This window comes from Jezberella sp. (assembly GCF_964834465.1).
The window spans coordinates 186096-209553 of sequence record NZ_CBAZRM010000001.1 but is presented as its reverse complement, the minus strand read 5'-3'; the positions used below and the strand labels follow the sequence as shown (position 1 = coordinate 209553).

18 protein-coding genes are annotated in these 23458 nt (G+C 52.5%); 14 read left to right on the top strand and 4 right to left on the bottom strand.

Annotated elements, in window-relative coordinates:
• Window positions 1–7 precede the first annotated feature (7 nt).
• The 4 genes from carB to AC1W8Y_RS00950 are packed head-to-tail and all read left to right on the top strand — an operon-like array spanning window position 8 to window position 6257.
• Window positions 8–3247, top strand: a complete 3240-nt coding sequence (gene carB, locus AC1W8Y_RS00965) for a carbamoyl-phosphate synthase large subunit (protein ID WP_482012580.1) — start codon at window positions 8–10, stop codon at window positions 3245–3247.
• Window positions 3248–3269: 22 nt separating this feature from the next.
• Window positions 3270–4448, top strand: a complete 1179-nt coding sequence (locus tag AC1W8Y_RS00960) for a CaiB/BaiF CoA transferase family protein (RefSeq protein WP_482012579.1) — start codon at window positions 3270–3272, stop codon at window positions 4446–4448.
• A 10-nt stretch (window positions 4449–4458) separates the two neighbouring features.
• On the top strand, window positions 4459–5475 hold the full coding sequence (locus tag AC1W8Y_RS00955) for a Bug family tripartite tricarboxylate transporter substrate binding protein (protein ID WP_482012578.1): 1017 nt from the start codon (window positions 4459–4461) through the stop codon (window positions 5473–5475).
• Window positions 5475–6257, top strand: a complete 783-nt coding sequence (locus tag AC1W8Y_RS00950) for an SDR family oxidoreductase (RefSeq protein WP_482012577.1) — start codon at window positions 5475–5477, stop codon at window positions 6255–6257. Before AC1W8Y_RS00955 ends, AC1W8Y_RS00950 begins: the two co-directional genes overlap by 1 nt.
• Here the strand turns inward: AC1W8Y_RS00950 and AC1W8Y_RS00945 are convergent.
• Together AC1W8Y_RS00945 and AC1W8Y_RS00940 are read right to left on the bottom strand one after the other, a co-directional pair.
• A complete protein-coding gene (locus AC1W8Y_RS00945) occupies window positions 6254–6901 on the bottom strand; it encodes a histidine phosphatase family protein (RefSeq protein WP_482012576.1) in 648 nt (215 codons plus the stop codon). The two genes, AC1W8Y_RS00950 and AC1W8Y_RS00945, sit on opposite strands and share 4 nt — an antisense overlap.
• Window positions 6902–6924: 23 nt before the next feature.
• Complete coding sequence (locus tag AC1W8Y_RS00940; RefSeq protein ID WP_482012575.1) at window positions 6925–7698, bottom strand: ferredoxin--NADP reductase; 774 nt, start codon at window positions 7696–7698, stop codon at window positions 6925–6927.
• A gap of 191 nt (window positions 7699–7889) precedes the next feature.
• On the opposite strand from AC1W8Y_RS00940, the gene AC1W8Y_RS00935 reads away from it, so the two are divergent.
• From AC1W8Y_RS00935 to greA, 4 genes are all read left to right on the top strand, one after another.
• Window positions 7890–9098, top strand: coding sequence for an ABC transporter substrate-binding protein (locus AC1W8Y_RS00935; protein WP_482012574.1), 1209 nt, complete (start codon window positions 7890–7892; stop codon window positions 9096–9098).
• Window positions 9099–9134: 36 nt separating this feature from the next.
• Complete coding sequence (locus AC1W8Y_RS00930) at window positions 9135–11015, top strand: ABC transporter permease (RefSeq protein WP_482012651.1); 1881 nt, start codon at window positions 9135–9137, stop codon at window positions 11013–11015.
• Window positions 11012–12547, top strand: coding sequence for an ATP-binding cassette domain-containing protein (locus AC1W8Y_RS00925; RefSeq protein WP_482012573.1), 1536 nt, complete (start codon window positions 11012–11014; stop codon window positions 12545–12547). The genes AC1W8Y_RS00930 and AC1W8Y_RS00925 overlap by 4 nt, the downstream gene beginning before the upstream one ends.
• A gap of 124 nt (window positions 12548–12671) precedes the next feature.
• Window positions 12672–13148, top strand: a complete 477-nt coding sequence (gene greA, locus AC1W8Y_RS00920) for a transcription elongation factor GreA (protein WP_482012572.1) — start codon at window positions 12672–12674, stop codon at window positions 13146–13148.
• Window position 13149: 1 nt separating this feature from the next.
• Here greA and AC1W8Y_RS00915 read toward each other — a convergent pair whose 3' ends face one another.
• Window positions 13150–13764 (bottom strand): YhbY family RNA-binding protein, encoded by a 615-nt coding sequence (locus AC1W8Y_RS00915; protein ID WP_482012571.1) that lies wholly within the window; start codon window positions 13762–13764, stop codon window positions 13150–13152.
• 18 nt (window positions 13765–13782) lie between these two features.
• Here AC1W8Y_RS00915 and AC1W8Y_RS00910 point away from each other — a divergent pair, with 18 nt between their 5' ends.
• The 5 genes from AC1W8Y_RS00910 to AC1W8Y_RS00890 all read left to right on the top strand — a co-directional run bounded on the left by AC1W8Y_RS00910 (window position 13783) and on the right by AC1W8Y_RS00890 (window position 19594).
• Window positions 13783–14415, top strand: a complete 633-nt coding sequence (locus AC1W8Y_RS00910) for an RlmE family RNA methyltransferase (RefSeq protein ID WP_482012570.1) — start codon at window positions 13783–13785, stop codon at window positions 14413–14415.
• Window positions 14416–14521: 106 nt separating this feature from the next.
• Window positions 14522–16411 carry an ATP-dependent zinc metalloprotease FtsH gene (gene ftsH, locus AC1W8Y_RS00905; RefSeq protein WP_482012569.1) on the top strand — a complete coding sequence of 630 codons (1890 nt, stop codon included), beginning with the start codon at window positions 14522–14524 and terminating at the stop codon, window positions 16409–16411.
• Window positions 16412–16439: 28 nt separating this feature from the next.
• On the top strand, window positions 16440–17291 hold the full coding sequence (folP, locus tag AC1W8Y_RS00900) for a dihydropteroate synthase (protein ID WP_482012568.1): 852 nt from the start codon (window positions 16440–16442) through the stop codon (window positions 17289–17291).
• Window positions 17284–18639, top strand: coding sequence for a phosphoglucosamine mutase (glmM, locus tag AC1W8Y_RS00895; RefSeq protein WP_482012567.1), 1356 nt, complete (start codon window positions 17284–17286; stop codon window positions 18637–18639). The genes folP and glmM overlap by 8 nt, the downstream gene beginning before the upstream one ends.
• Before the next feature lie 175 nt (window positions 18640–18814).
• Window positions 18815–19594 (top strand): GNAT family N-acetyltransferase, encoded by a 780-nt coding sequence (locus tag AC1W8Y_RS00890; protein ID WP_482012566.1) that lies wholly within the window; start codon window positions 18815–18817, stop codon window positions 19592–19594.
• Between the two features lie 54 nt (window positions 19595–19648).
• Here AC1W8Y_RS00890 and ppx read toward each other — a convergent pair whose 3' ends face one another.
• Window positions 19649–21136: an exopolyphosphatase gene (gene ppx / locus AC1W8Y_RS00885; protein ID WP_482012565.1), complete on the bottom strand. Its 1488-nt coding sequence runs from the start codon at window positions 21134–21136 to the stop codon at window positions 19649–19651.
• Between the two features lie 114 nt (window positions 21137–21250).
• On the opposite strand from ppx, the gene ppk1 reads away from it, so the two are divergent.
• A complete protein-coding gene (ppk1, locus tag AC1W8Y_RS00880) occupies window positions 21251–23437 on the top strand; it encodes a polyphosphate kinase 1 (RefSeq protein ID WP_482012564.1) in 2187 nt (728 codons plus the stop codon).
• Window positions 23438–23458 lie beyond the last annotated feature (21 nt).

Here is a 23458-nt window from a genome sequence, read left to right as displayed (position 1 = left end):
TTTCAACATGCCTAAGCGTACCGACCTAAAAAGTATCCTCATCATTGGCGCTGGCCCGATCATCATTGGTCAGGCTTGCGAATTCGATTACTCAGGCGCTCAAGCGTGCAAAGCGTTGAAAGCCGAAGGTTATCGAACCATTTTGGTCAATAGCAATCCCGCGACGATCATGACCGATCCGGAGACGGCAGATGTCACCTACATCGAGCCAATCACCTGGCAAGTCGTCGAAAAAATCATTGAAAAAGAGCGCCCAGATGCGGTTTTGCCGACTATGGGTGGTCAGACAGCCTTGAATTGCGCACTCGATCTGGATAAGTTCGGTGTGCTCAAAAAATACAATGTCGAACTGATTGGCGCCAACGCTCACGCCATTGAGAAAGCTGAAGATCGTCAGAAGTTCAAGACCGCGATGACGGCAATTGGTCTCGAATCAGCCTACTCAGGGGTTGCTCACAGCCTCGAAGAGGCCTGGGAAGTACAAAAGAAGATTGCAGCCCAGACAGCCACCAGCGGGTTCCCCGCAGTGATACGCCCAAGCTTTACGCTAGGCGGCAGTGGCGGCGGCATTGCCTACAACGCAGAAGAGTTTGACACAATTTGCCGCCGTGGTCTTGAGGCTTCGCCCACAAAAGAGCTACTCATCGAAGAGTCGTTGTTAGGGTGGAAAGAATTTGAGATGGAAGTCGTGCGCGATAGCGCGGATAACTGCATTATTGTTTGTGCCATTGAAAATCTCGACCCAATGGGTGTTCACACGGGTGACTCAATTACCGTGGCCCCAGCGCAAACCTTGACTGATAAAGAATATCAGATCATGCGTAATGCATCGATTGCTGTGTTACGAGAAATCGGCGTTGACACGGGCGGCTCTAACGTTCAGTTTGCCTTGAATCCAACCAACGGTCGCATGATTGTGATCGAGATGAATCCTCGTGTGTCGAGATCGTCTGCGTTGGCCTCGAAAGCCACCGGTTTCCCGATTGCAAAAGTGGCGGCGCGTCTTGCGGTTGGTTACACCCTGGATGAGCTTAAAAATGAAATCACGGGTGGGGCGACACCTGCGTCGTTTGAGCCAACCATCGACTATGTTGTGACCAAAGTCCCCCGGTTTGCCTTTGAGAAGTTTCCGACAGCCGATGCACGACTGACCACACAGATGAAATCCGTGGGCGAAGTCATGGCAATTGGTCGTACCTTTCAAGAGTCGTTCCAAAAGGCCTTGAGAGGTCTCGAAGTCGGCGTTGATGGATTGAATCAGAAAACCATCGACCGCGAAAAAATCCAAATTGAATTGGGTGAACCCGGACCGGACCGGATCTGGTATGTGGGTGATGCCTTTGCACAAGGCTTTACCTTAGACGAAGTCCATCAATTGACCAAGATTGACCCCTGGTTTCTGGCGCAGATTAAAGAGATCGTCGATATTGAACTCGCCCTTGAGCAGAAAACAGTGGCCGACATTGATGCGGACATCATGCGGCAACTCAAGCGTCGTGGGTTCTCCGATCGTCGGCTTGCCTTCTTGCTCGACACCTCCGAGACCGAGATGCGCAAGTTGCGTCACCAGTTCAATGTTCGCCCCGTCTTTAAGCGCGTGGATACTTGCGCCGCTGAGTTTGCGACCAATACCGCCTACCTGTACTCGACCTATGAACAAGAGTGTGAGGCCAAACCAACCGATAAAAAGAAGATCATCGTGTTGGGCGGTGGCCCTAACCGAATCGGGCAGGGGATCGAGTTTGACTATTGTTGCGTGCATGCTTCACTTGCGCTGCGTAACGATGGTTTTGAAACGATCATGGTCAATTGCAATCCCGAGACCGTTTCAACCGACTACGACACATCAGATCGCTTGTATTTTGAGCCGGTGACACTTGAAGATGTGCTTGAGATTGTTCATGTCGAAAAGCCCGTCGGTATGATTGTGCAATACGGTGGTCAAACACCACTGAAACTTGCCCGCGCCCTTGAAGCAAACGGGGTGCCGATCATTGGAACAAGCCCTGAGTCGATTGACGTGGCAGAAGATCGTGAACGGTTTCAGAAGCTGTTGCATAAACTGGGTCTGCGTCAGCCGCCCAACCGCACTGCGCGCACTGAGGGTGAAGCGTTGGCTCATGCGCAAGATATCGGTTATCCCTTGGTGGTTCGCCCCAGTTATGTCTTAGGCGGTCGTGCAATGGAGATCGTGCATGAACAGGCTGACCTAGAGCGTTACATGCGCGAAGCTGTCAAAGTCAGTAATGACTCGCCCGTTTTGCTCGATCGTTTTTTGAATAACGCCACGGAAGTCGATGTCGACTGTTTGTCTGACGGTCAACAGGTCTTCATCGGTGGTGTCATGGAGCATATCGAACAAGCGGGTGTCCACTCGGGTGACTCGGCATGCTCCCTGCCGCCTTATTCCTTGTCGCAGGACGTGATTGAAGAAATCAAACGGCAAACCGCGTTGATGGCTCGAGCGTTAAACGTCAACGGGTTGATGAACGTGCAATTTGCGGTGCAAGATGGTGATGTTTACGTGCTCGAGGTCAATCCTCGCGCGTCCCGAACCGTGCCGTTTGTCTCGAAAGCGACGGGATTACAGTTAGCGAAAATTGCAGCACGAGCGATGGCCGGCCAAAGTTTGGCCTCCCAAGGGATTACGAAGGAAGTGATTCCACACTATTTCTCTGTCAAAGAGGCGGTTTTCCCCTTTGTCAAATTCCCTGGTGTGGATACTATTCTTGGCCCTGAGATGAAGTCCACTGGCGAGGTGATGGGGGTTGGGACCAGTTTTGGTGAAGCATTCGTCAAGTCACAGCTTGCTGCCAGTGTGAAGTTGCCTGAGACTGGGGTTGCGTTCATCAGTGTTAAAAATCAGGATAAGCCGCGGGCCATTGAAGTTGCCCAAGGATTGCACAAGCTGGGCTTCAAATTAACGGCAACCCGTGGCACGGCGGCGGCCATTGCGGCGGCAGGGGTTCCTGTCACGACCGTTAATAAGGTTGCTGAAGGCCGGCCGCATATTGTGGATATGCTGAAAAATGGCGAGGTCTCACTGGTGATCAACACCGTCGAAGAGCGTCGCAATGCCATTACCGATTCACGTGCCATACGCACGCAATCGTTGGCTGCGCGCGTCACCTATTACACGACGATCGCGGGCGCTTGGGCTGCGGTTGAAGGCATGCAATATCTTCGCGAAAGCCATGGTTTAAAAGTCTATTCATTGCAAGAGCTGCACAAGTCCCTGAACTCCTGACAACGCTAACCCTGATGATGTCATGAGCGAACTACCTTACAGCAATATTCGTATCCTTGACATCAGCCAAGGCATTGCCGGCCCTTACTGTGCACACGTGCTTTGGCAGCAGGGTGCAGACGTCATTAAGGTAGAGCCACCCGCAGGCGATTGGGGGCGTTATGTCGGCACCACATCCGGTTCGCAAAGTGCCGTCTCAATTCAGTTCAATGCTGGCAAGCGCGGCTTGGCGTTGGACGCCCGTTCAGCAGCAGGTCAAAAAGTATTAATTGAACTTGCGCTACAAGCAGATGTCGTGGTGCAGAATTTTCGGCCCGGTGTTGTTAACCGTTTGGGGATGGCGTACGACACGCTGAGTAAACTTAAGCCCGATTTAATCTATGTTTCTATCAGTGGTTATGGCGATGATGGCCCGTATGCGGATTTCCCGGCGACTGACTCAGTGATGCAAGCCGACAGCGGGCTCATGGTGAGTAACCAGGACGAGCACGGGGTTCCGAGAAGAATTGGTTTGCTCACGGCGGATATTGCCACAGGCTTGTATGCTTCACAGGCGCTTTCAACGGCACTTTATCAGCGCTTAGCGAAAGGCGTTGGTACGCACGTCAAAGTCAATTTGTTTGAAGCCTGCGCGGCGTTTCAAGGCATGATCTTTCTTGAACATGCGTTGACCGGTGGGCAACGGCCCTTTGGCGCTGTGACTGCGCCGAATGGGATTTTCAAGACCCGTGACGGCGTGCTGACGGTTGTCACGGTCGGGAATGAACATTTTGCACGACTCGCCAGAGCGCTAAAAAATCCAGAGTGGATCACGGATCCTCGTTACAAAGAAAATAGCGACCGCATGCAAAACCGCGATGTTTTACATTCAGCGGTAAGCGATCTGCTTTCAAGAGAGACCACAGAGTATTGGATGCGAGTGTTGTCAAGCAATGAAGTCTTGCATGCACCCGTTCGTCAATATGACGATGTCATCAATCATCCACAGGCCAAGCATTTAGGGACGTTCGGTTCGATCGTGCAAAATGGCATTGGTGAGTTGCCCTATCTTGGCTTGCCGACAACGCCCTACCGTCGTGGCACCACAAGTGCCCCTGGCATTGGTGAACACTCATTGCAAATTTTGCATGAAGCGAAGGTTGATTCGGCGACCATTGCGCAATTGCTCAAGGATGGCGTAATTGTTCAGTTGAATCAATAAGGAGACTTGCATGACAACGATTTTCTTGGCGACAAACTCTTTGAAGACCTTTGCCAAACCGATTGCTGCAGGATTGTTATTGATGACGGGATTTGCCGGCCTAGGCGCGCCAACTGACGCAGGGGCGCAGCCTTACCCCAACAAGCCCATCAGAATGATCGTGCCCTACCCCCCTGGTGGCCCCACAGATCTGACGGCGAGGGTGGTTGCGGCCGAGATGAATCAGTCGCTTGGACAGTCAATCGTCGTTGATAACCGCCCTGGCGCAAGTGGCATGATTGGCGCTGAGCAGGTGTCGAAGTCGGATCCAGATGGTTATGTATTTTTGGCAAATGCATCACTGCACGTCATTAATCCGTTTATTTATCCCGACATGCATTTTGATGCGCTAAGGGATTTTGTTCCGATCACCCAGTTAGCCTCAGTGCCATTGGTATTAGTGGTTCCGATGGATTCGCCCATTAAAACGGTCAAAGATCTTGCTGATTTTGCGAAAAAGAATCCGGGCAAATTGAATTTTGGTTCTTCTGGCAGCGCCTCTGCCCAGCAGTTAGCCGGAGAATCATTCAAGATTGCGGCAGGCGTTCAGATGCAGCACGTTCCCTACAAGGGAAGTGCGCCCGCCTTGGCTGATCTGGTCGGTGGCCAAATTCAATTGATGTTTGACTCGCTGCCCTCAGCCATGCCTTTCATTAAGTCCGGCAAACTTCGAGCGCTAGCAGTGACGACTGCTCAGCGCGCCAAAGCCCTACCTGATTTGCCAACAATTGCAGAGTCGGGTTATCCGGGTTTTGACATTGCTACGTGGTATGGCTATTGGGCACCCAAGGGTACGCCAGCGGCAATTGTTGATAAGCTCGCTCACGCAGCACAACTGGCGCTTCGTCAACCAGCAGTGATTCAGGCGTATACCAATATGGGTGCTGAACCGGTTGGGTCGACGCCTGCCGAGTTTGCACACTACAACGAGTCTGAAACAAAAAAATGGGAAGTTATTGTTCGTCAATCTGGCGCAAAGGCTGATTAATGTTTGTTTTCATTACCGGCGCCAGTAGCGGCCTAGGGCAAGCGTTAGCAAAGCGCTACGCAGCGCAAGGCGCGACGCTAGGGCTGGTGGCAAGACGAATCGACAAGCTCGAGCAACTTTTGGCCACGCTGGGTGAGCCAGCCACCTCAGGTCATCATTGTTATGGCCTGGATGTACGCGATCGAGTCGCTTTACATGAGGCGGCCAGAGACTTCATACAAAAAGCAGAGGCACTGGGTCAACAGGTGGACGTTGTGATTGCTAATGCGGGCATCAGCGCTGGCACACTCACTGACAAGCCAGAGGATTTCGCCGTATTTGAAGAGATCTTTGACACTAATGTGCTCGCCCTTGTTGCCACCTTCGAACCGTTTACGTCTGCGATGATTCGCACAGGTAAAGGTTGTCTCGTTGGGATGTCGAGTGTTGCCGGCGTCAGAGGATTGCCCGGTGCGGGGGCTTACAGTGCTTCTAAAGCGGCCGTCTCGGCGTATTGCGAAAGTTTGCGCTTAGAACTCAGACCAAAAGGCGTCCAAGTCGTCACGATAGCACCCGGTTATGTCAAAAGCGAAATGACTGCAAAAAATGCGTATCGCATGCCATTTCTGATGGAGGCAGACGCCTTTGCCGCTCAGGCGGTCCAAGCCATTGAGCAACGAAAGTCGTTCACCGTTATTCCGTGGCAGATGGGATGGGTTGCCAGCGTGTTACGCGTTTTACCGAATTGGCTCTATGACCGACTCTTGATGAACGCGCCACGTAAAGCGCGCAAGAGCAGTTAAACGCCTATCTCATCGCCCGTGGCTGTGTTGAGATGGGTGACTCGACCCCACTCGAGCATGCTCCAACCTTCAGGCGAAACTTGAATTCGATTGATGCTTGCGTTCAATAAAGACGCTTGGCGTGGTTCGCTGAGGCTCACTTGATTCGCCTGACGCCAGGCGATATCCAACGCACCGCCGTGACTCACGACTAGAACAACTTGCTCTGGATGCTTCGCCGCGATCTCTTCAAGGGTGTTGATGACTCGGTGATGGAATGCCTGAAGCGTTTCACCACCTTCTAGGTTGGCGTGCGACTCGCGGCTACGCCAAGCCTTTGCGGCGACTGGCTGGTATTGATCCATTTCGTCATACAACAGGTTCTGCAACACCCCAAAATGACGTTCACGCAGGCCTTGGTGCAGGATAGGCGAGAGGCCCAGGGGCAGTGCCGCAATGTGTGCGGTGTGCTGCGCGCGCTGCAGATCACTCGCATAGACCGCATGTATCGTTTTGCCCTGCGATTGAATTTTTGCCAAATAGTTGCCCAATGCAGCGGCTTGTTGTTCGCCCGTGATATTCAAAGGAATGTCTTCCCAGCCCTGAATACGTCTTTCGACGTTCCAGGAGGTCTCGCCGTGTCGGACTAACCAGATCTCGGTCATTGCGGGTATCTCATGTTTAAGAGTTATTGCTCAGCGAAGGCGCGTTCAATCACGAAGTCACCCGGTTTTGTGGTGTTGCCCTCATGAAACCCTTTCGCTTCAAGCATTACTTTCAGATCCTTGAGCATGCCGGGGCTACCGCAAATCATGACGCGATCAGCCGCAGGAGTTAACTCAGGCAACCCCAGATCCGAAAAAATCTTACCACTGTCAATTAAGTCTGTGATGCGACCCATGTGATGAAAAGGCTGACGAGTCACCGTTGGGTAATAGCGCAATTGCTTGCTGATTCGCTCGCCCAGCAATTCGTGTTGAGGTAGGTCGTTGACTAGCAGCTCGTGATAGGCAAGCTCATCGACCTCCCGGACGCCGTGAACCAACACGATTTCCTCGAATTTCTCATAGGTCTCAGGGTCGCGGATGATGCTCATAAAAGGCGCAAGGCCGGTCCCAGTCGCCAACAGATAAAGCCGTTTAGCGGGTAATAAATAATCAATGAGCAAGGTCCCTGTGGGTTTGCGACCCACAATGATTGTGTCGCCAACTTGTATATGTTGCAATCGTGAGGTTAGAGGCCCGTCTTGAACTTTGATACTAAGAAATTCAAGATGCTCTTCATAATTCGGGCTAACAATGCTGTAGGCCCTGAGCAGCGGTTTTCCGTTGACCCGCAAGCCAATCATCGTAAAGTGACCATTGCTGAATCTAAGCGATCGATCTCTTGTCGTAGTGAAGCTAAATAATCGATCAGTCCAATGGTGAACTGTCAGGACGCGTTCTTCGTTAAATGCACTCATAATGATCTTTAAGCTTTAAGGGTCGGGTGTAGAAGGGTGGCAGCCACGCTCGGATGCTAAGTTTAAAGGCGGGTTAGGGCAACGCATATTTAGTTATATGCTTCTAACCACGGCTTAGTCGTTGTCGTATTTTAGCCGTGTGCAACGAGATGACCGCATTACAATGCAGTTGATAATCTTAGGAGAATAAGATGCAAGGCAAGATGTTGAAAGGCTTGGCAACAACCTTCGTCGGCGTAACGCTGTTATGGTCAAGCGCGAGAGCTGCCGATGGCGTCATTAAAATCGGTGAAATCAATAGCTATAAGGCACAACCCGCTTTTCTTGAACCCTACAAAAAGGGGATGCAACTTGCCGTAGATCAGATCAACGCCACGGGGGGCTTGCTTGGAAAAAAAGTCGAATTAATCACGCGTGACGACAATGCGACCCCCGGTGATGCCGTTCGCGCTGCAGAAGAGCTGCTCTCTCGTGATCAAGTGGACGTGTTGACGGGGTCTTTTCTGTCGCATATCGGCCTGGCCTTGACGGATTTCGCCAAACAGAAAAAAGTCTTTTTTCTAGCCAGCGAGCCGCTCACTGACAAAATCGTTTGGGATAACGGTAATGACTACACGTTTCGACTGCGCACATCGACCTACATGCAAGTCGCCATGCTGGTGCCAGGTGCGGCGGCGATGAAGAAAAAGCGTTGGGCGATTGTCTATCCCAATTACGAATACGGTCAGTCAGCGGCAGCGACATTCAAAGCATTGCTCAAAAAGGCACAACCCGATGTCGAGTTCGTGACTGAACAAGCGCCTCCACTGGGTAAGCTAGATGCGGGTAGTGTCGTGCAAGCGTTGGCTGATGCAAAGCCAGACGCTATTTTCAACGTGTTGTTTGGTGCTGATTTAGCGAAATTCGTTCGTGAGGGCAACACACGCGAGATATTCAAAGGGCGTGAAGTGGTGAGTTTGCTCACGGGCGAGCCTGAATATCTTGATCCTCTGAAAGATGAATCGCCCACGGGTTGGCTCGTGACTGGCTATCCTTGGTACGGCATTCAAACGCCGGAACATGCCGCCTTTCTCAAAGCCTATCAGGATAAGTACAACGATTACCCGCGCATGGGATCCATCATTGGCTACAGCGCGATGATGTCGATTGCGCAAGGGATTAAACAAGCCAATGGGGTCTCAACCGACAAACTTATTGCCGCATTCAAAGGCTTGAAGGTCACGACGCCATTTGGCCCCATTACCTACCGTGCACAAGACCACCAGTCGACCATGGGTAGTTTTGTCGGTCGTACAAAAAACGAAGCCGGCAAAGGGATCATGGTTGACTTCGCCTATGCAGAGGGGGCAAGTTACCTACCTTCCGATGCAGACGTCAACCAGTTAAGACCCGCTCATTAATCACGGCCTGTCTACGATCAACGTGCCTTATCCATGATGGATGTGTCCAGTTTCGTTTTTCAATTATTGAACGGGCTGGCGTCCGCGTCGTCACTATTTTTGGTTGCAGCGGGTTTGTCCCTGATCTTCGGTGTGACGCGGGTGGTGAACTTCGCGCATGGCTCGTTTTTCATGCTGGGCGTCTATCTAGCCTATTCGTTCGTCAATCAATTCAGTTTTGCGTTCGGCTATTGGATCGGATTGTTGTTGGCGGCGACCGTCGTGGGCTTATTAGGCGCCGTTGTTGAACTTGCCTTAATGCGGCGCATCTATCGAGCGCCTGAACTGTTTCAACTGCTGGCTACGTTCGCATTGGTGCTCGTGTTGAAAGATGCTGTGTTGTGGATATGGGGACCGGAAGCGTTACTTGGCCCGCGCGCGCCAGGGTTTAAGGGCTCGATTGACATACTGGGCAGGTCGTTTCCTCAATACGATTTGCTGCTTATCCTGGCTGGCCCGCTTGTGCTGGTTATGCTCTGGTTGCTGTTGACGCGCACCCGCTGGGGAACACTGATTCGCGCTGCGACACAGGATAGAGAAATGCTCGCGGCCCTTGGCGTTAACCAAGTGTGGTTATTTACTTCGGTGTTTTTTTTAGGGGCTTTTCTTGCTGGTCTGGGTGGCGCATTGCAGCTGCCTCGCGAACCTGCCAGCCTTGACTTGGATCTCACGACTGTCACGGCAGCCTTTGTCGTGGTTGTGGTCGGCGGCATGGGTTCAATACCAGGCGCTTATATCGCGGCACTCTTACTGGCCGAATCAAAAGCTGTTTTTATCTGGTTGGGTAACGTTGAGTTACTGGGCATCACGCTTTCTTTCTCGAAACTGACCTTGGTGGTCGAGTTTCTGATCATGGCCTTGGTGTTGGTGATCAAACCCTGGGGCTTGCTTGGCCGCCCATTATCGCAGGTACGCGCATCAATGAATGCGGATCCGTCATTGACATTGACCAAGCCCGCTAGCAAGCTCATCTCTTGGCTATTGGTGCTTTGCCTCTTGATGCTACCTTTGATGGTCAGCGCAACATCCTACACGCTCGTGCTTGGCATTGACTTATTGACGGCAGCGTTATTTGCAACCAGTCTTCATTTCATGATGGGCCCCGCTGGGCTTCACTCTTTTGGCCATGCTGCCTATTTTGGTCTGGGCGCCTACGGTGCCGCATTGTTGGTGCGCGGTTTAGGTTTGCCCATGGAGGTTGCGCTGTTGACGGCACCGGTTGTGGCGACACTGGGTGCCTTATTGTTTGGCTGGTTCAGTGTGCGTTTGTCGGGTGTTTACCTTGCGATGTTGACCTTGGCGTTTGCGCAGATTATGTGGGCCGTTGTTTTTCAATGGGATGATTTCACCGGTGGTAGCAACGGTTTGACGGGGATCTGGCCTGCTCAGTGGTTATCGTCCAAACCTGCGTACTATCTGCTGACGCTCTTGACGGTTGGGGCGGCGATCTGGTTGCTGCGTCGAATACTCGTGACGCCCTTTGGGTTGTCCATGCGTGCCGCGAGAGACTCTGCCTTGCGGTCCGAAGCGATCGGTCTGAATGTCAGTCAAATACAGTGGCGCGCCTTTGTGGCAGCGGGTTGTTTTGCTGGCCTTGCAGGGTCTTTGTTTGCTTTCTCCAAAGGAAGCATTTCGCCGGATGTGATGTCCATTGGGCGTTCGGTCGACGTACTTGTCATGGTGTTGTTAGGTGGGCTGCAGGCATTGTCTGGTCCCATCGTCGGAGCAGTTGCATTTACCTGGTTGCATGATGTGATTGCACGCAATACAGAATATTGGCGTGCCCTGTTGGGCGCGGTCATCTTGTTGCTTGTCTTGCTGTTTCCGCAAGGGATCGCCGGATACGTTCAGCGATATTTCGCCAGGTGGCGCAGATGACATTGTTAACAGTCAAGGGTCTGACGAAGTCGTTTGGTGGTGTGACTGCGGTGGACGACGTTGATTTTGAGTTGCAGGCCGGCGAGATCCTGGCCTTGATTGGTCCGAATGGGGCCGGTAAGTCAACGATGTTTAACCTGTTGAATGGCCAACTGAAGCCAGACGCAGGATCCATTGTTCTCGACGGGCAACGTATTGTTGGACAGCCACCTCGTAAGATTTGGCGCCTTGGCGTCGGAAGAACTTTTCAAATCGCTCAGACCTTTGCCTCGATGACCATCCAAGAGAATGTGCAGATGGCCTTGCTGTCTGCGCATGGTAAAGCGGCTGATGTGCTGCAGACCGTTGGCGCTTATGCCTTAGAGCGAACCAATGTGCTCATTGAACAAGTCGGCTTGAGCGACAAAGCACAATGCTCGTGTGCGACGTTGGCCTATAGCGATTTAAAACGTGTTGAACTCGCCATGGCTATTGCCCACCAACCATCGTTGCTGTTGATGGATGAGCCCACGGCGGGCATGGCGCCATCAGAGCGACACCGTCTGATGACATTGGTCAAGCAATTAGCGGCCGAACAGAAGATGGCGGTCTTGTTCACGGAACACAGTATGGATGTGGTGTTTGCCTACGCAGATCGCGTCATGGTGCTTGCCCGAGGAAGGTTGATTGCTAATGGGTCGCCTCAAGCGATTCGAGGCGCCCCTGAGCTTGCGGAGGTCTATTTTGGGACTGGCGCTAGTTTTGAGGCATTGCCGACCGAGCAGGTTGTCGTCCCCAATTCGCTGCCGAATCAATCCGCAGCGATCGAATTACTCACAGTTCAGGGGTTATGTGCCTGGCACGATCAAGCGCAGACGCTGTTCAATATTGATTTGTCCGTCAGTCAGGGCGAAGTGATCGCGTTGATGGGACGCAATGGTGCTGGTAAATCCACGACGATGAAAGCAATGATGGGATTGATGGCGCGACGCACGGGGTCGGTCAAGCTACGAGGTGAGGATATTTCGAACTTGACAACCCACCAGATCGCCATGCGAGGGATTGGATTTGTTCCGGAAGATCGTCGGATTTTTACCGGATTGACTGTGCTCGAAAATCTTGAAACCGGCAGAAAAACCGCGCGCCAGGTAGCCAGTGACTGCTCGTCACAGCCAGTCGCTTGGACTCAGGAATCCCTCTTCGCGTTATTTCCCAACCTGGCTGAGATGCCTAATCGACTCGGCGGGCAGATGAGTGGCGGCGAGCAACAGATGTTGACCGTGGCTCGTACTTTGATGGGAAACCCTTGCCTGATACTGTTGGATGAGCCATCTGAAGGCATTTCGCCCGTCATCGCCGAGCAAATGATTAGCGCTATTTTGCGCTTGAAGGCGCTGGGTGTGGGCATATTACTGAGCGAGCAGAATATGCGGTTTGCAGAGCTTGTGGCTGATCGCGTCTACGTTCTTGACCACGGCAGTGTCTGCTTTGCTGGATCCATGAATGAGCTGTTGCAGAATCCAGAAGTTCAAAGAACCTCTTTGAGTCTCTGATTGGTGCAATTTTTAGGCTTGGTCAAGCTTGGCTTGCATTTAAGTCAAAGATTGCTCAAAATAGAGGGTCTGTTGATTGCCCCGGTTCCGACCAGAGCCGGGGTTTTGCTTTTTTGGATTTGATATGGCTACTATTCCTCTTACCGTACGCGGGGCCGAGCGTTTGCAGGCTGAGTTGCATCGCCTTAAGACGATTGAGCGTCCTGCTGTTATCAGTGCGATAGCCGAGGCCCGCTCTCACGGCGATTTGTCCGAAAACGCCGAATATGACGCAGCCCGCGAGCGTCAGGGTTTTATCGAAGGTCGTATTAGCGAGTTAGACGGCACCTTGTCCAATGCTCAGTTGATTGACCCTGCCGCCCATGATGCCGATGGGCGTGTCGTGTTCGGCTCTACCGTCGAAATTGAAGATTTGGATTCGGGCGACAAGGTCACGTATCAGATCGTCGGTGATGTCGAAGCTGACATCAAAGCTAACTTGATTTCGGTGTCGAGCCCGGTTGCTCGTGCCATGATCGGCAAATCAGAGGGCGACGTGGTGTCAGTCAACGCCCCGTCAGGCGTTCGCGAGTACGAGATTGTCAGCGTTAAGTACGTATAAGTTAAGGTCTTTTTACACCTGCGCGTTTGCGCGCAGGGGCACCACTTGCCAAGCCTCGACGCGCACCTGACTTCAGTGACATGGCACTACGACGCGGAATGTCGTGCGCTGAGCTTGTCTTGGCCGGTCGAGTAGAAGGTCGGCCAACGCGATCCCCAGAAAAAACGGCTGAATACGAAAATTTCGGTTTCTCTTCGGCAGCCGGTTGCTCTGATCGATTGGCCCGTCTGCTCGGTTTCGTCAGTTTTTTGCCGTTGGCCGCCATCTTCTTGGGTGTGTGAGGCTCGTTGGCTTTACGTTTCGTGCTAACGGGTTTCGGGGGGGCGAGGTAAGTGCTTTGCTCACCTGGCCGAAATAAAATCAGGGTTTTACCCAGATGATGGATAGAAGCGCAGGATAATGTGTCGCAAATGGTGACGAGCAATGTTTCACGATCGGCCCGCTCAGCACCATTGACTTTGACTTTGATCAGCTCATGGGAAACCAATGCTCGGTCGATTTCTTTGAGCACCGCCTCTGTCAAGCCGTTGTCGCCAATAAGGACGACAGGTTTCAAGGGATGGGCTGCGGCGCGCAGGGTGCTGCGTTCGCGTGGGGTGATATCCATAATAGTCATAAGGTAGATTGTACGGTAATGGCCAAAAATAAATTTTCAAAAGATTGGGTGATGCAACACATCAACGACCCATTCGTCAAACTCGCCACGCAAAAAGGCTATCGGGCCCGGGCTGCTTTCAAGCTCACTGAAATCCTTGATACTGAAAAGCTCATGCGCAAAGGCAATGTCATTGTGGATCTAGGCTCTGCACCCGGCAGCTGGAGTCAAGTTGCCCGGGAGAGGCTGATTGGCCCAGGCGGAGTCATCGACGGTAAAATAGTGGCAATCGACCTCTTGCCCATGGAGCCGATCGCGGGTGTGACGTTCATTTTAGGGGATTTTAGTGAAGATGGCCCCTTGCAAGAGGTCAATGCGGCCATTGAGGGGCTTGCAGTGGATCTGGTGATGTCCGATATGTCGCCGAATTTGTCGGGTGTGGGCAGTGCTGATGCTGCCCGCGTGCAACAAATTATTGAATTAGCCCTTGAATTTTCGCTTTTGCACCTCAAACCTGAGGGAGCACTGATTGTAAAAGCCTTTCACGGCAGCGGGTTTTCCCAAGTTGTTGAGAGTTTTAAACGACACTTCAAGAGAGTCGTCGAAATCAAGCCTAAAGCCTCGCGAAAACAGTCCTCTGAAACTTTTTTGGTCGCCAAAGGTCTGAAATAGGCATCGAGGTTAGAATTGAGTATTAATCTCTTTATAAATTTGCGATTTGATCACGGACATCGGTTCGTTTTGGTCGCAGGTCGGAACCACACGCAGGAGATCGACCTTGAATAACAATTTTTCGAAAGTCGCGGTCTGGCTAGTGATCGCTTTGGTGTTGTTCACTGTGTTTAAGCAGTTTGACGGCCGTGCCCCAGTGCAGGACAGCGTCAGCTACACCACTTTCATGGAAGAAGCTAAAGCAGGCAAAGTCAAGCGCGTTGATGTGCAGGGCGACACCTTGCACGTGACCCCCGACAGTGGTCGCCCTTACTCGTTGACAACACCTGGCGATCTTTGGATGGTGTCGGATCTGGTGAAAGCGGGGGTACAAGTTGCTGGTAAAGCGCGAGAAGAGCCCTCGTTATTAATGAGCATTTTTGTGTCATGGTTTCCGATGTTGCTATTGATCGGCGTATGGGTCTTTTTCATGCGTCAAATGCAGGGTGGTGGTAAGGGCGGTGCCTTCAGTTTCGGTAAGTCGCGAGCCAAGATGCTCGATGAAAGCACCAATGCGATTACCTTTGCCGATGTCGCTGGTTGTGATGAGGCCAAAGAAGACGTTCAAGAACTGGTTGATTTTCTGCGTGATCCCACCAAGTTTCAAAAGCTAGGCGGCCGCATTCCTCGCGGGGTGCTGATGGTGGGGTCTCCTGGCACTGGTAAGACCTTACTGGCTAAAGCAATTGCCGGCGAAGCGAAAGTGCCATTCTTCAGTATCTCTGGCTCTGATTTTGTTGAAATGTTTGTAGGCGTTGGCGCAGCACGTGTTCGCGATATGTTCGAGAACGCCAAGAAGCATGCCCCCTGCATTATCTTTATTGATGAAATTGATGCCGTTGGTCGCCAACGTGGCGCAGGTCTCGGTGGCGGTAACGATGAGCGCGAACAAACGTTGAACCAAATGCTGGTCGAAATGGATGGCTTTGAGTCAGGTCAAGGGGTCATTGTGATTGCTGCGACCAATCGGCCTGACGTGCTGGATCCAGCCCTTTTGCGCCCCGGTCGTTTCGATCGTCAGGTCGTTGTGCCGTTGCCTGATATCCGCGGTCGTGAGCAGATTCTTAAAGTGCACATGCGCAAGGTGCCGATTGCCCAGAATGTGGACGCCCATGTGTTGGCCCGGGGCTGCCCTGGTTTTTCTGGCGCTGATCTGGCGAACTTGGTCAACGAAGCAGCGTTGTTCGCGGCCAGACGCAACGGGCGCACGGTGGATATGTCGGACTTCGAGAAAGCCAAAGACAAGATCATCATGGGCGCAGAGCGTCGCTCGATGGTCATGCCAGAAGAAGAACGCCGCAATACTGCATATCACGAGTCCGGTCACGCGATTGTGGCGCGAATGCTGCCCAAAACTGACCCAGTGCATAAAGTCACGATTATCCCTCGCGGACGGGCATTGGGCGTCACGATGCAGTTGCCTGAAGGCGACCGCTACAGCATGGATAAAGAGCGCTTGCTGTGCACGATCGCCGTGTTGTTCGGTGGTCGTATCGCTGAAGAGTTGTTCATGAATCAGATGACCACTGGTGCGTCTAACGATTTTGAACGTGCGACCGCGATTGCGCGCGATATCGTCACTCGTTATGGCATGAGCGAGGTGCTTGGCCCGATGGTCTACGCTGAAAACGAGGGTGAAGTGTTCTTGGGGCGCAGTGTGACCAAGACGACCAATATGTCTGAAGCAACGATGCAAATGGTTGACAAAGAGATTCGGCAGATCATTGACGATCAGTACCGCGTGGCAAGAACGATCCTCGAGGGTAACCGTGAAAAAGTCGAAGCGATGACTCACGCGCTTTTAGAGTGGGAAACCATCGACTCGGATCAGATTAATGACATCATTGAGGGTCGTCCGCCACGTGCACCGAAAGTGATTCTGCCATCGCCAGACGCTTCTGATACGCCCACCGGCACAGCGCCTGGTGCGAAAAGTGATCCGGCGACCGTTGTCTGACCACGCTTTTTAGAGCGAAGATAGAAGCATGACGTTTAAGTGGGCCTGTGGTCGCTTTGAGTTTGATCTCGGCCAGACAGGCCCATTGCTTATGGGCATTATCAACGTCACGCCGGATTCATTCTCTGACGGCGGGATGTTCGCCCAAGCAGACGCTGCTATCGCCAAAGGGCTGGCCTTAGTGTCAGAAGGCGCAGATATTTTGGACGTGGGTGGAGAGTCGACACGTCCGGGCGCAGCGCCCATCTCACCACAAGAAGAAATTGCCCGCATTATGCCGGTGCTCGAGGTGTTTCGAGACCTGGACGTGGCAATCTCTGTCGACACCCGTCATGCTGCGGTCATGAAAGCTGCACTCGATGGTGGCGCAGACATGATTAATGACGTGTCAGGTTTTCGCGATGCCAGCGCCCAACAAGTGATTGCAGCACACCCGAATTGCGGTGTGTGCATCATGCATATGCAAGGCAATCCCCAGACCATGCAGCTTGAGCCGACCTACACAGATATCGTGTCCGAGGTGAAAGCGTATCTGATACAGCAGGCCCAACAACTTGAGTCACGTGGCATTGCCAGCACACGCATTTGCTTAGATCCTGGTTTCGGTTTTGGCAAAAGCATTGAACAGAACTATCAGTTGTTAGCAAAGTTGAGCGCGTTAACCGCAACCCGATATCCCATCCTCGTGGGGGCATCGCGCAAAACGATGGTGGGGATAGTGACACAAAAACCAGTTAAAGAGCGTGTGTTTGGCAGTGTGGCGGCGGCTGTTTGTGCGCTGGAGCGCGGTGCGTCGGTGCTGAGAGTTCACGATGTGGGTGCCACCCGCGACGCTTTAAAAGTTTGGCAGGCGGTTCAACACGGGGTTGCAATTGACTAAAAGAAAGTATTTCGGCACAGACGGTGTGCGCGGCAAGGTTGGCGGCCCAGTGATCAATGCAGAGTTCGCTTTGAGACTTGGCTATGCGGTTGGCAAGGTATTTAGTCAGCATGCGTCCAGTAAGCTCGGCAGAATCAGCAGGCCCACAGTTCTCATTGGTAAAGATACTCGTGTGAGCGGGTATATGCTCGAGTCGGCCCTAGAAGCAGGCCTTTCATCAGCGGGAGTTGACGTGCTGTTGGCTGGGCCGTTGCCGACACCAGCCGTCGCCTATCTCACCAGAACCTGGCGTTTGCGTGCTGGGATCGTCATCAGCGCCTCGCATAATCCCTATGATGACAATGGGATAAAGTTTTTTTCGACCAAGGGCATGAAGCTAGAGGACGACATTGAGGCGGCGATCGAAGCGGCGCTGGATGAGCCGATGGTCAGTGTGAATTCTGACAGTTTAGGGCGCGCCCGACGCATTGAAGACGCCGCAGGCCGCTACATCGAGTTTTGTAAAAGCACGTTTCCCTCTGATCTTGATCTTGCAGGATTAAAGCTCGTTGTTGATGCTGCCCATGGTGCCGCCTATCAGATTGCACCGCACGTCTTTAGAGAGCTTGGTGCTGAAGTGAGCTCAATCGGTTGTCAACCCGATGGTTTCAACATCAATAAAGATGTAGGTGCCATGCACCCAGAGGGTTTGGCGGTTGAAGTCCGAGCGCGTGCGGCTGATTTGGGTATCGCCTTGGATGGCGATGCAGATCGTATACAGATGGTTGATGCCAGTGGCCGGATCTTTAATGGCGATGAACTGCTGTACGCGTTGGTGCGTGAGCGGATGGCACGCGGGCCCGTGGCCGGTGTCGTGGGTACGCTGATGACGAACTTCGCTTTCGAGCGAGAAATGAAACGGCTTAATATTCCCTTTGTGCGGGCTCAGGTCGGAGACCGCTACGTCCTTGAACAATTACGAGAGCACGGTTGGATATTGGGCGGAGAGGGGTCGGGTCATCTACTCTGTCTCGATCATCACACGACGGGTGACGGCATCATCGCCGGCTTGCAGGTGTTAGCGGCGCTGCAACGCAGTGGTCAATCCTTGGCGGACTGGATTGCTGATCTGCAGCTGTACCCTCAGAAAATGGTCAATGTCCCGCTGAAACCGGGATCCGACTGGTCTGAACATACAGGCTTGCAACAGGCACGTGAAAAAGCTGAGTACATGTTGGGTGAACGAGGGCGCGTGTTGATTCGTGCCTCGGGCACAGAGCCGAAGTTGCGCCTGATGGTTGAGGCTGACGACGAGGCGCTGGCAGAAGCCTGTATTGAAATCCTTGCTGCTGTTGATCTCACGACGTAGCGCGACCCAACGGTGACGAGTGCACGGCGCGGCTCAAGGCAGGGTAGAATGAAGTCTGCTCATTCACTTAATTTATCTTAGCGGTAACATGTTCATCATAAAATTTTCACATGACAGTCACGTGATTGAAACTTAAAAGCCTCAAACTATCCTTATTGAACTGGAGATAGTCGATATGCTTGAATTAGTCCGCAGCACCACGAGTCTATTTACGTTGCCTTCATCAACCAGCGCGCCGAGTGGCTTGGTTGTTGGTTTAGCGCAGAATGACGAAGAGATCGAGCTGATTCAGCGACTGCGTTTTGACGTGTTTAGTGGCGAATATGGCGCAGTGCTGGGTGCTAATACGGATGGCATCGATCGCGACGATTTTGATCCCTTCTGTGAACACTTGATGGTTCGAGAGCTTGAGTCTGAGCGCGTTGTCGGCACCTACCGTGTGCTAACGCCACACCAAGCCAAACGTGCAGGCGGATATTATTCAGAGTCAGAGTTCGACCTTGCCGGCTTGGGTTCAATCAAAGACACTCTCGTTGAGTTTGGTCGCGCCTGTATTCACGAAGACTTTCGTCATGGCGGTGTGCTCATGATGCTCTGGTCTGGTTTGGCGGAAATTCTGAAACAAGGTCAATACCAACACGTGTTTGGCTGCGCCAGTGTGAGTTTGCGTGACGATGGCAACACGGCGGCCAGAGTCTGGCGACACGTCCGTCAAAGCGTCAATGCCCCCGGCAGTGCACGTGTTAGCCCATTGCATCGGTATCCTGTTGAGCAACTTGACAGCGAACTACCTGCCGAGATTCCCGCCTTGCTCAAAGGTTATTTGAAATTGGGTGCCAAGATTTGTGGTGAGCCCGCTTGGGATCCAGACTTCAATACAGCTGATTTCCCCATGCTTTTGTCGGTCAGCGAAATGGGTTCAAGATATCGCAAGCACTTCGGCTTTACCGACTAAGTTATTGAGACGTTAGTGCGGCAGGTAGAAGAACGCCGGATCCGGCTTTCTTCGTCAGACTGAAATTAATTCAAACGTAAAGTTCACTTTTGCCCATTCTTCCTCTTCACCGTGTAGCGAGAAATCGGTGAGAGGATGTTCGTTGAGCCAACCCTTATCCACTTTGACGACGATGGATGTGTTTTTAACACTGACCGTCAAGGGTATATTGGGTACATCCATCCGACGACGGCACAGCAACACCGCTAAACGCAAGCACAAAATTGCCAGCCATTGTTCTCGCTGTTTTACCCAGCTTTGCACTTTGGATAGCTTGCCTGTGTGAGCCAGCGTCAGCAGGGCAAGGGCAGACTGATCCACACGAGAAAATCCCGGCATGTCAGCGTTATTCAAAATATAAGCACCGTGTTTGTGATAACCCGCTTGTGCGATAGACAAGCCGATTTCATGCAAGTCAGCAGCCCAGCTCAATGCGTGCCTGACCTCATCTTGTTGTCCTCGGTCGGGCAGCAGCACAGAAAAAAGACTCAACGCAATCGTTTTGACTCGGGTGGCTTGTTTTGCGTCAATTCGGTAGCGCACCATAAATGCTTTGACTGACTCGTCGCGTCGGTCGTGAGCTTCTTCACGGCCTGCCAAGTCAACCAGCACACCGAGCCGTAACGCACCATCCCCAGTTTGCATCCGATCAACGCGCAGTTCGTCAAAAAATGCGCGCATGATAGCTAGCCCGCCGGGTAATACATCAGCCCTTTCAACCTTCATGCCAGGGAGGTCTTCAGGCACTGCTCGGCCTGCCTTGATCAGCTTGTCACGCAGGCGGGTGAGACCCTCGAACGTGATGCCACCCGAAGACATGCCGCCCTGTTCTAGAATGGCCAGCAGCGCCTTGGCGGTGCCAGACGAGCCATAGGCTGCTGACCAACCCAGCTTGCGGTAGGGTTTGGTGATGACTTCGAGCTCGCGGCGTGCGGCCACTTCAGCCATTTTCATCGAATAAGCATCAACCACGCCATCTGGGAAAAACTGCCGACTGTAACTGACGCAACCCATATAAAGTGACGAGATCAAGATGGGCTCATCACCCTTGCCGATAATGACCTCTGTCGAGCCACCCCCGATGTCGATCACCAGTCTTTTATCGATGGAGGCGGGCAGGGTGTGACTGACGCCCGTGTAAATTAACCGCGCTTCTTCGCGCCCGGAAATGACCTCAATCGGGAACCCGAGCGCAGCCTCAGCGCGAGGCAGGAAGTCGGGCACGTTTCTCGCCACACGAAAAGTGTTAGTGGCCACTGCCCTGACCCGATCAGGATGAAAGCTTCTTAAGCGCTCACCAAAGCGATGCAGGACTTCAATCGCCTTTTCAATCGTATCGTCATCGAGAATTTTCGCGGCGTTCAAGCCGGCTGCGAGCCTCACTGTCTCTTTGAGCCTATCGATTTGATAGATGTGCTTAACGCCGTTTTGGACGGTGACACGACCGATAGAGAGTCTGAAGCTGTTTGACCCAAGATCGACGGCAGCCAGAAGATGTTCCATTGCAACCCATAAAAATAAAAGTCGCCAAATTATAGATTCACTTCACCACGAAGATGTGACAAGGTCATGAATCCCTGGTTGGAAATTAGTGTATAAGAGGGCAGAGACCAATACATGACAAAAACGCAAATGGTTACCAGAACAAAGACAATAGATACTGACCCAAAGAAAACAGAAAATGTAGACAAGGAGATTGCAGCCGCCCACCCCCAGGCTGTGATCAAACGCGCGAGTGTGACGAAACCAATCCTGTTGAACCGAGAACTCTCTCTCGTCAAATTTAATCAACGTGTGTTGGCGATGGCCGAGCATGAGGATACGCCAGCACTGGAAAGACTTCGTTATATCTGTATTGTCAGCTCGAATCTGGATGAGTTTTTCGAAATCCGTGTCTCAAGTCTCAAAGAGCAGCAACGCCAGCATCCCTCGCTGGCCGGCCCAGATGGGCTGACGGCGACACAGGCCTTTGAACAGGTGCAGCAAGCAGTGCATCTGTTGGTACAGAAGCAATACGACCTGCTAGAAGATTCGGTCTGGCCCGCGCTTCGTGCAGAGGGGATTGTGGTTCATCACGCCTCTGAATGGAACTCAGCTCAAACCAAATGGGCGCACGGGGTGTTTACTCGGGATGTATTACCCTTACTTACCCCGATCGGGTTGGATCCTGCTCATCCGTTTCCCCGTGTCTATAACAAAAGCTTGAACTTTATTCTGCCGCTCGCTGGGCACGACGCATTTGGTCGTAAATCAACGATCGCCGTGGTGCAGGCCCCCAGAGCACTGCCGCGTTTAATCAAAATGCCACCGTCGGTGTCAGGGCAGCCCCACGGCTATATCCTCTTGACCTCCTTGCTTCGAGCTTTTGTTGGCGAATTGTTTCCGGGCATGCAATTGCAGGGATGCTATCAGTGGCGGGTGACCCGCAACAGCGACCTGTTTGTGGATGAGGAAGAGGTCACCAATTTACGTCATGCCTTGCAGGGTGAGCTTTCTCAGCGCAATTTCGGGTCAGCCGTCAGACTCGAGATCGACCAATCCATGCCAAGGCATATTGAAGAGTATTTGCAGAAAGAATTTTCGCTGTCTGATTCAGACACCTATCGCGTCAACGGCCCCGTTAATCTATCGAGACTGATGCAAATATGCTCGGCGGTTGAGCGACCTGATTTGCTGTTCCCAGAGTACGTTGCCCCGATACCCGCGCCATTTGACAGACCGTTGACTCGTCCGGGTGCTCTGTTTGAGGCCATTGCAGCCGGTGACCAGTTGTTGCATCACCCGTATCAATCTTTTCAACCAGTGATTGATTTTTTGACTGCCGCTGCGTTAGACCCAGAGGTAGTGGCGATCAAGCAGACGATCTACCGAACCGGTGAGGATTCTGAACTCATGCGCTTGCTGTTAGCTGCGGCGAGGGCCGGTAAAGAGGTGACCGTTGTCGTTGAATTAATGGCGCGCTTCGATGAACAGACCAATATCAATTGGGCAGCCAGGCTCGAAGAGGTCGGCGCGCACGTCGTTTATGGGGTCGTCGGGCATAAAACCCACGCCAAAATGGCGCTGGTGCTCAGACGTGAAAAGGGTCGGATTCGGCGCTATGGGCACCTTGGTACTGGCAATTACCACCCCAGAACGGCTGCACTCTATTCTGACTTTGGTTTGTTGACGGCCGATGTACGGCTTTGCGAAGACATGGATAAGGTTTTTTCGCAGCTGACAGGGCTGGGTGAACGCCGCAGCCTTAAGTTGCTGTTGCAATCCCCTTTCACGATGCATGAATCTGTCGTGCGGATGATCCGCGCTGAAGCGCGAGCCGCGAGAGCGGGTAAAAAGGCGCGGATTATGGCAAAGATGAACTCCTTGCTAGAGCCCATCGTTATCGACGAACTCTATAAGGCCAGTGCAGCCGGGGTCAAAATAGACCTGATCGTTCGTGGCGTCTGCGCGTTACGGGCAGGTGTCTCTGGGTTGTCTGACAACATCTCTGTCAGATCGATTATCGGGCGATTTCTCGAACATGCCCGTGTTTTTTACTTCTTTGCGGACGGTAAAGAGCACGTTTATGCCTCTTCTGCAGACTGGATGGATCGCAACTTCTTCAGACGCGTCGAAATCGCCTTCCCCATTCTCGACGAAAAATTAAAGAGAAGAGTGATCGAAGAGGCTTTCACGCTGGCGTTAAAAGATAATCAGTTGGCGTGGATTCAGCAAAAATCGGGCGATTACGTCAAACTAACAAGCCGCCGACCGGCCGCCAACTTGCACAACGCCCTGATGATGGCCAATCAGAGTCTTCTTTAACGACAATCTGTTTTGTTACTG

What these genes read in the sequence shown, in the direction of transcription:
- AC1W8Y_RS00935 (WP_482012574.1), top strand. Translation starts at nt 7,890, where the DNA reads ATGCAAGGCAAGATGTTGAAAGGCTTGGCAACAACCTTCGTCGGCGTA.
- ppx (WP_482012565.1), bottom strand. Translation starts at nt 21,136, where the DNA reads ATGGAACATCTTCTGGCTGCCGTCGATCTTGGGTCAAACAGCTTCAGA.
- ppk1 (WP_482012564.1), top strand. Translation starts at nt 21,251, where the DNA reads ATGACAAAAACGCAAATGGTTACCAGAACAAAGACAATAGATACTGAC.
- AC1W8Y_RS00960 (WP_482012579.1), top strand. Translation starts at nt 3,270, where the DNA reads ATGAGCGAACTACCTTACAGCAATATTCGTATCCTTGACATCAGCCAA.
- AC1W8Y_RS00910 (WP_482012570.1), top strand. Translation starts at nt 13,783, where the DNA reads ATGGCCAAAAATAAATTTTCAAAAGATTGGGTGATGCAACACATCAAC.
- AC1W8Y_RS00955 (WP_482012578.1), top strand. Translation starts at nt 4,459, where the DNA reads ATGACAACGATTTTCTTGGCGACAAACTCTTTGAAGACCTTTGCCAAA.
- greA (WP_482012572.1), top strand. Translation starts at nt 12,672, where the DNA reads ATGGCTACTATTCCTCTTACCGTACGCGGGGCCGAGCGTTTGCAGGCT.
- AC1W8Y_RS00930 (WP_482012651.1), top strand. Translation starts at nt 9,135, where the DNA reads ATGGATGTGTCCAGTTTCGTTTTTCAATTATTGAACGGGCTGGCGTCC.
- AC1W8Y_RS00925 (WP_482012573.1), top strand. Translation starts at nt 11,012, where the DNA reads ATGACATTGTTAACAGTCAAGGGTCTGACGAAGTCGTTTGGTGGTGTG.
- AC1W8Y_RS00890 (WP_482012566.1), top strand. Translation starts at nt 18,815, where the DNA reads ATGCTTGAATTAGTCCGCAGCACCACGAGTCTATTTACGTTGCCTTCA.
- AC1W8Y_RS00915 (WP_482012571.1), bottom strand. Translation starts at nt 13,764, where the DNA reads ATGACTATTATGGATATCACCCCACGCGAACGCAGCACCCTGCGCGCC.
- carB (WP_482012580.1), top strand. Translation starts at nt 8, where the DNA reads ATGCCTAAGCGTACCGACCTAAAAAGTATCCTCATCATTGGCGCTGGC.
- AC1W8Y_RS00950 (WP_482012577.1), top strand. Translation starts at nt 5,475, where the DNA reads ATGTTTGTTTTCATTACCGGCGCCAGTAGCGGCCTAGGGCAAGCGTTA.
- folP (WP_482012568.1), top strand. Translation starts at nt 16,440, where the DNA reads ATGACGTTTAAGTGGGCCTGTGGTCGCTTTGAGTTTGATCTCGGCCAG.
- AC1W8Y_RS00945 (WP_482012576.1), bottom strand. Translation starts at nt 6,901, where the DNA reads ATGACCGAGATCTGGTTAGTCCGACACGGCGAGACCTCCTGGAACGTC.
- AC1W8Y_RS00940 (WP_482012575.1), bottom strand. Translation starts at nt 7,698, where the DNA reads ATGAGTGCATTTAACGAAGAACGCGTCCTGACAGTTCACCATTGGACT.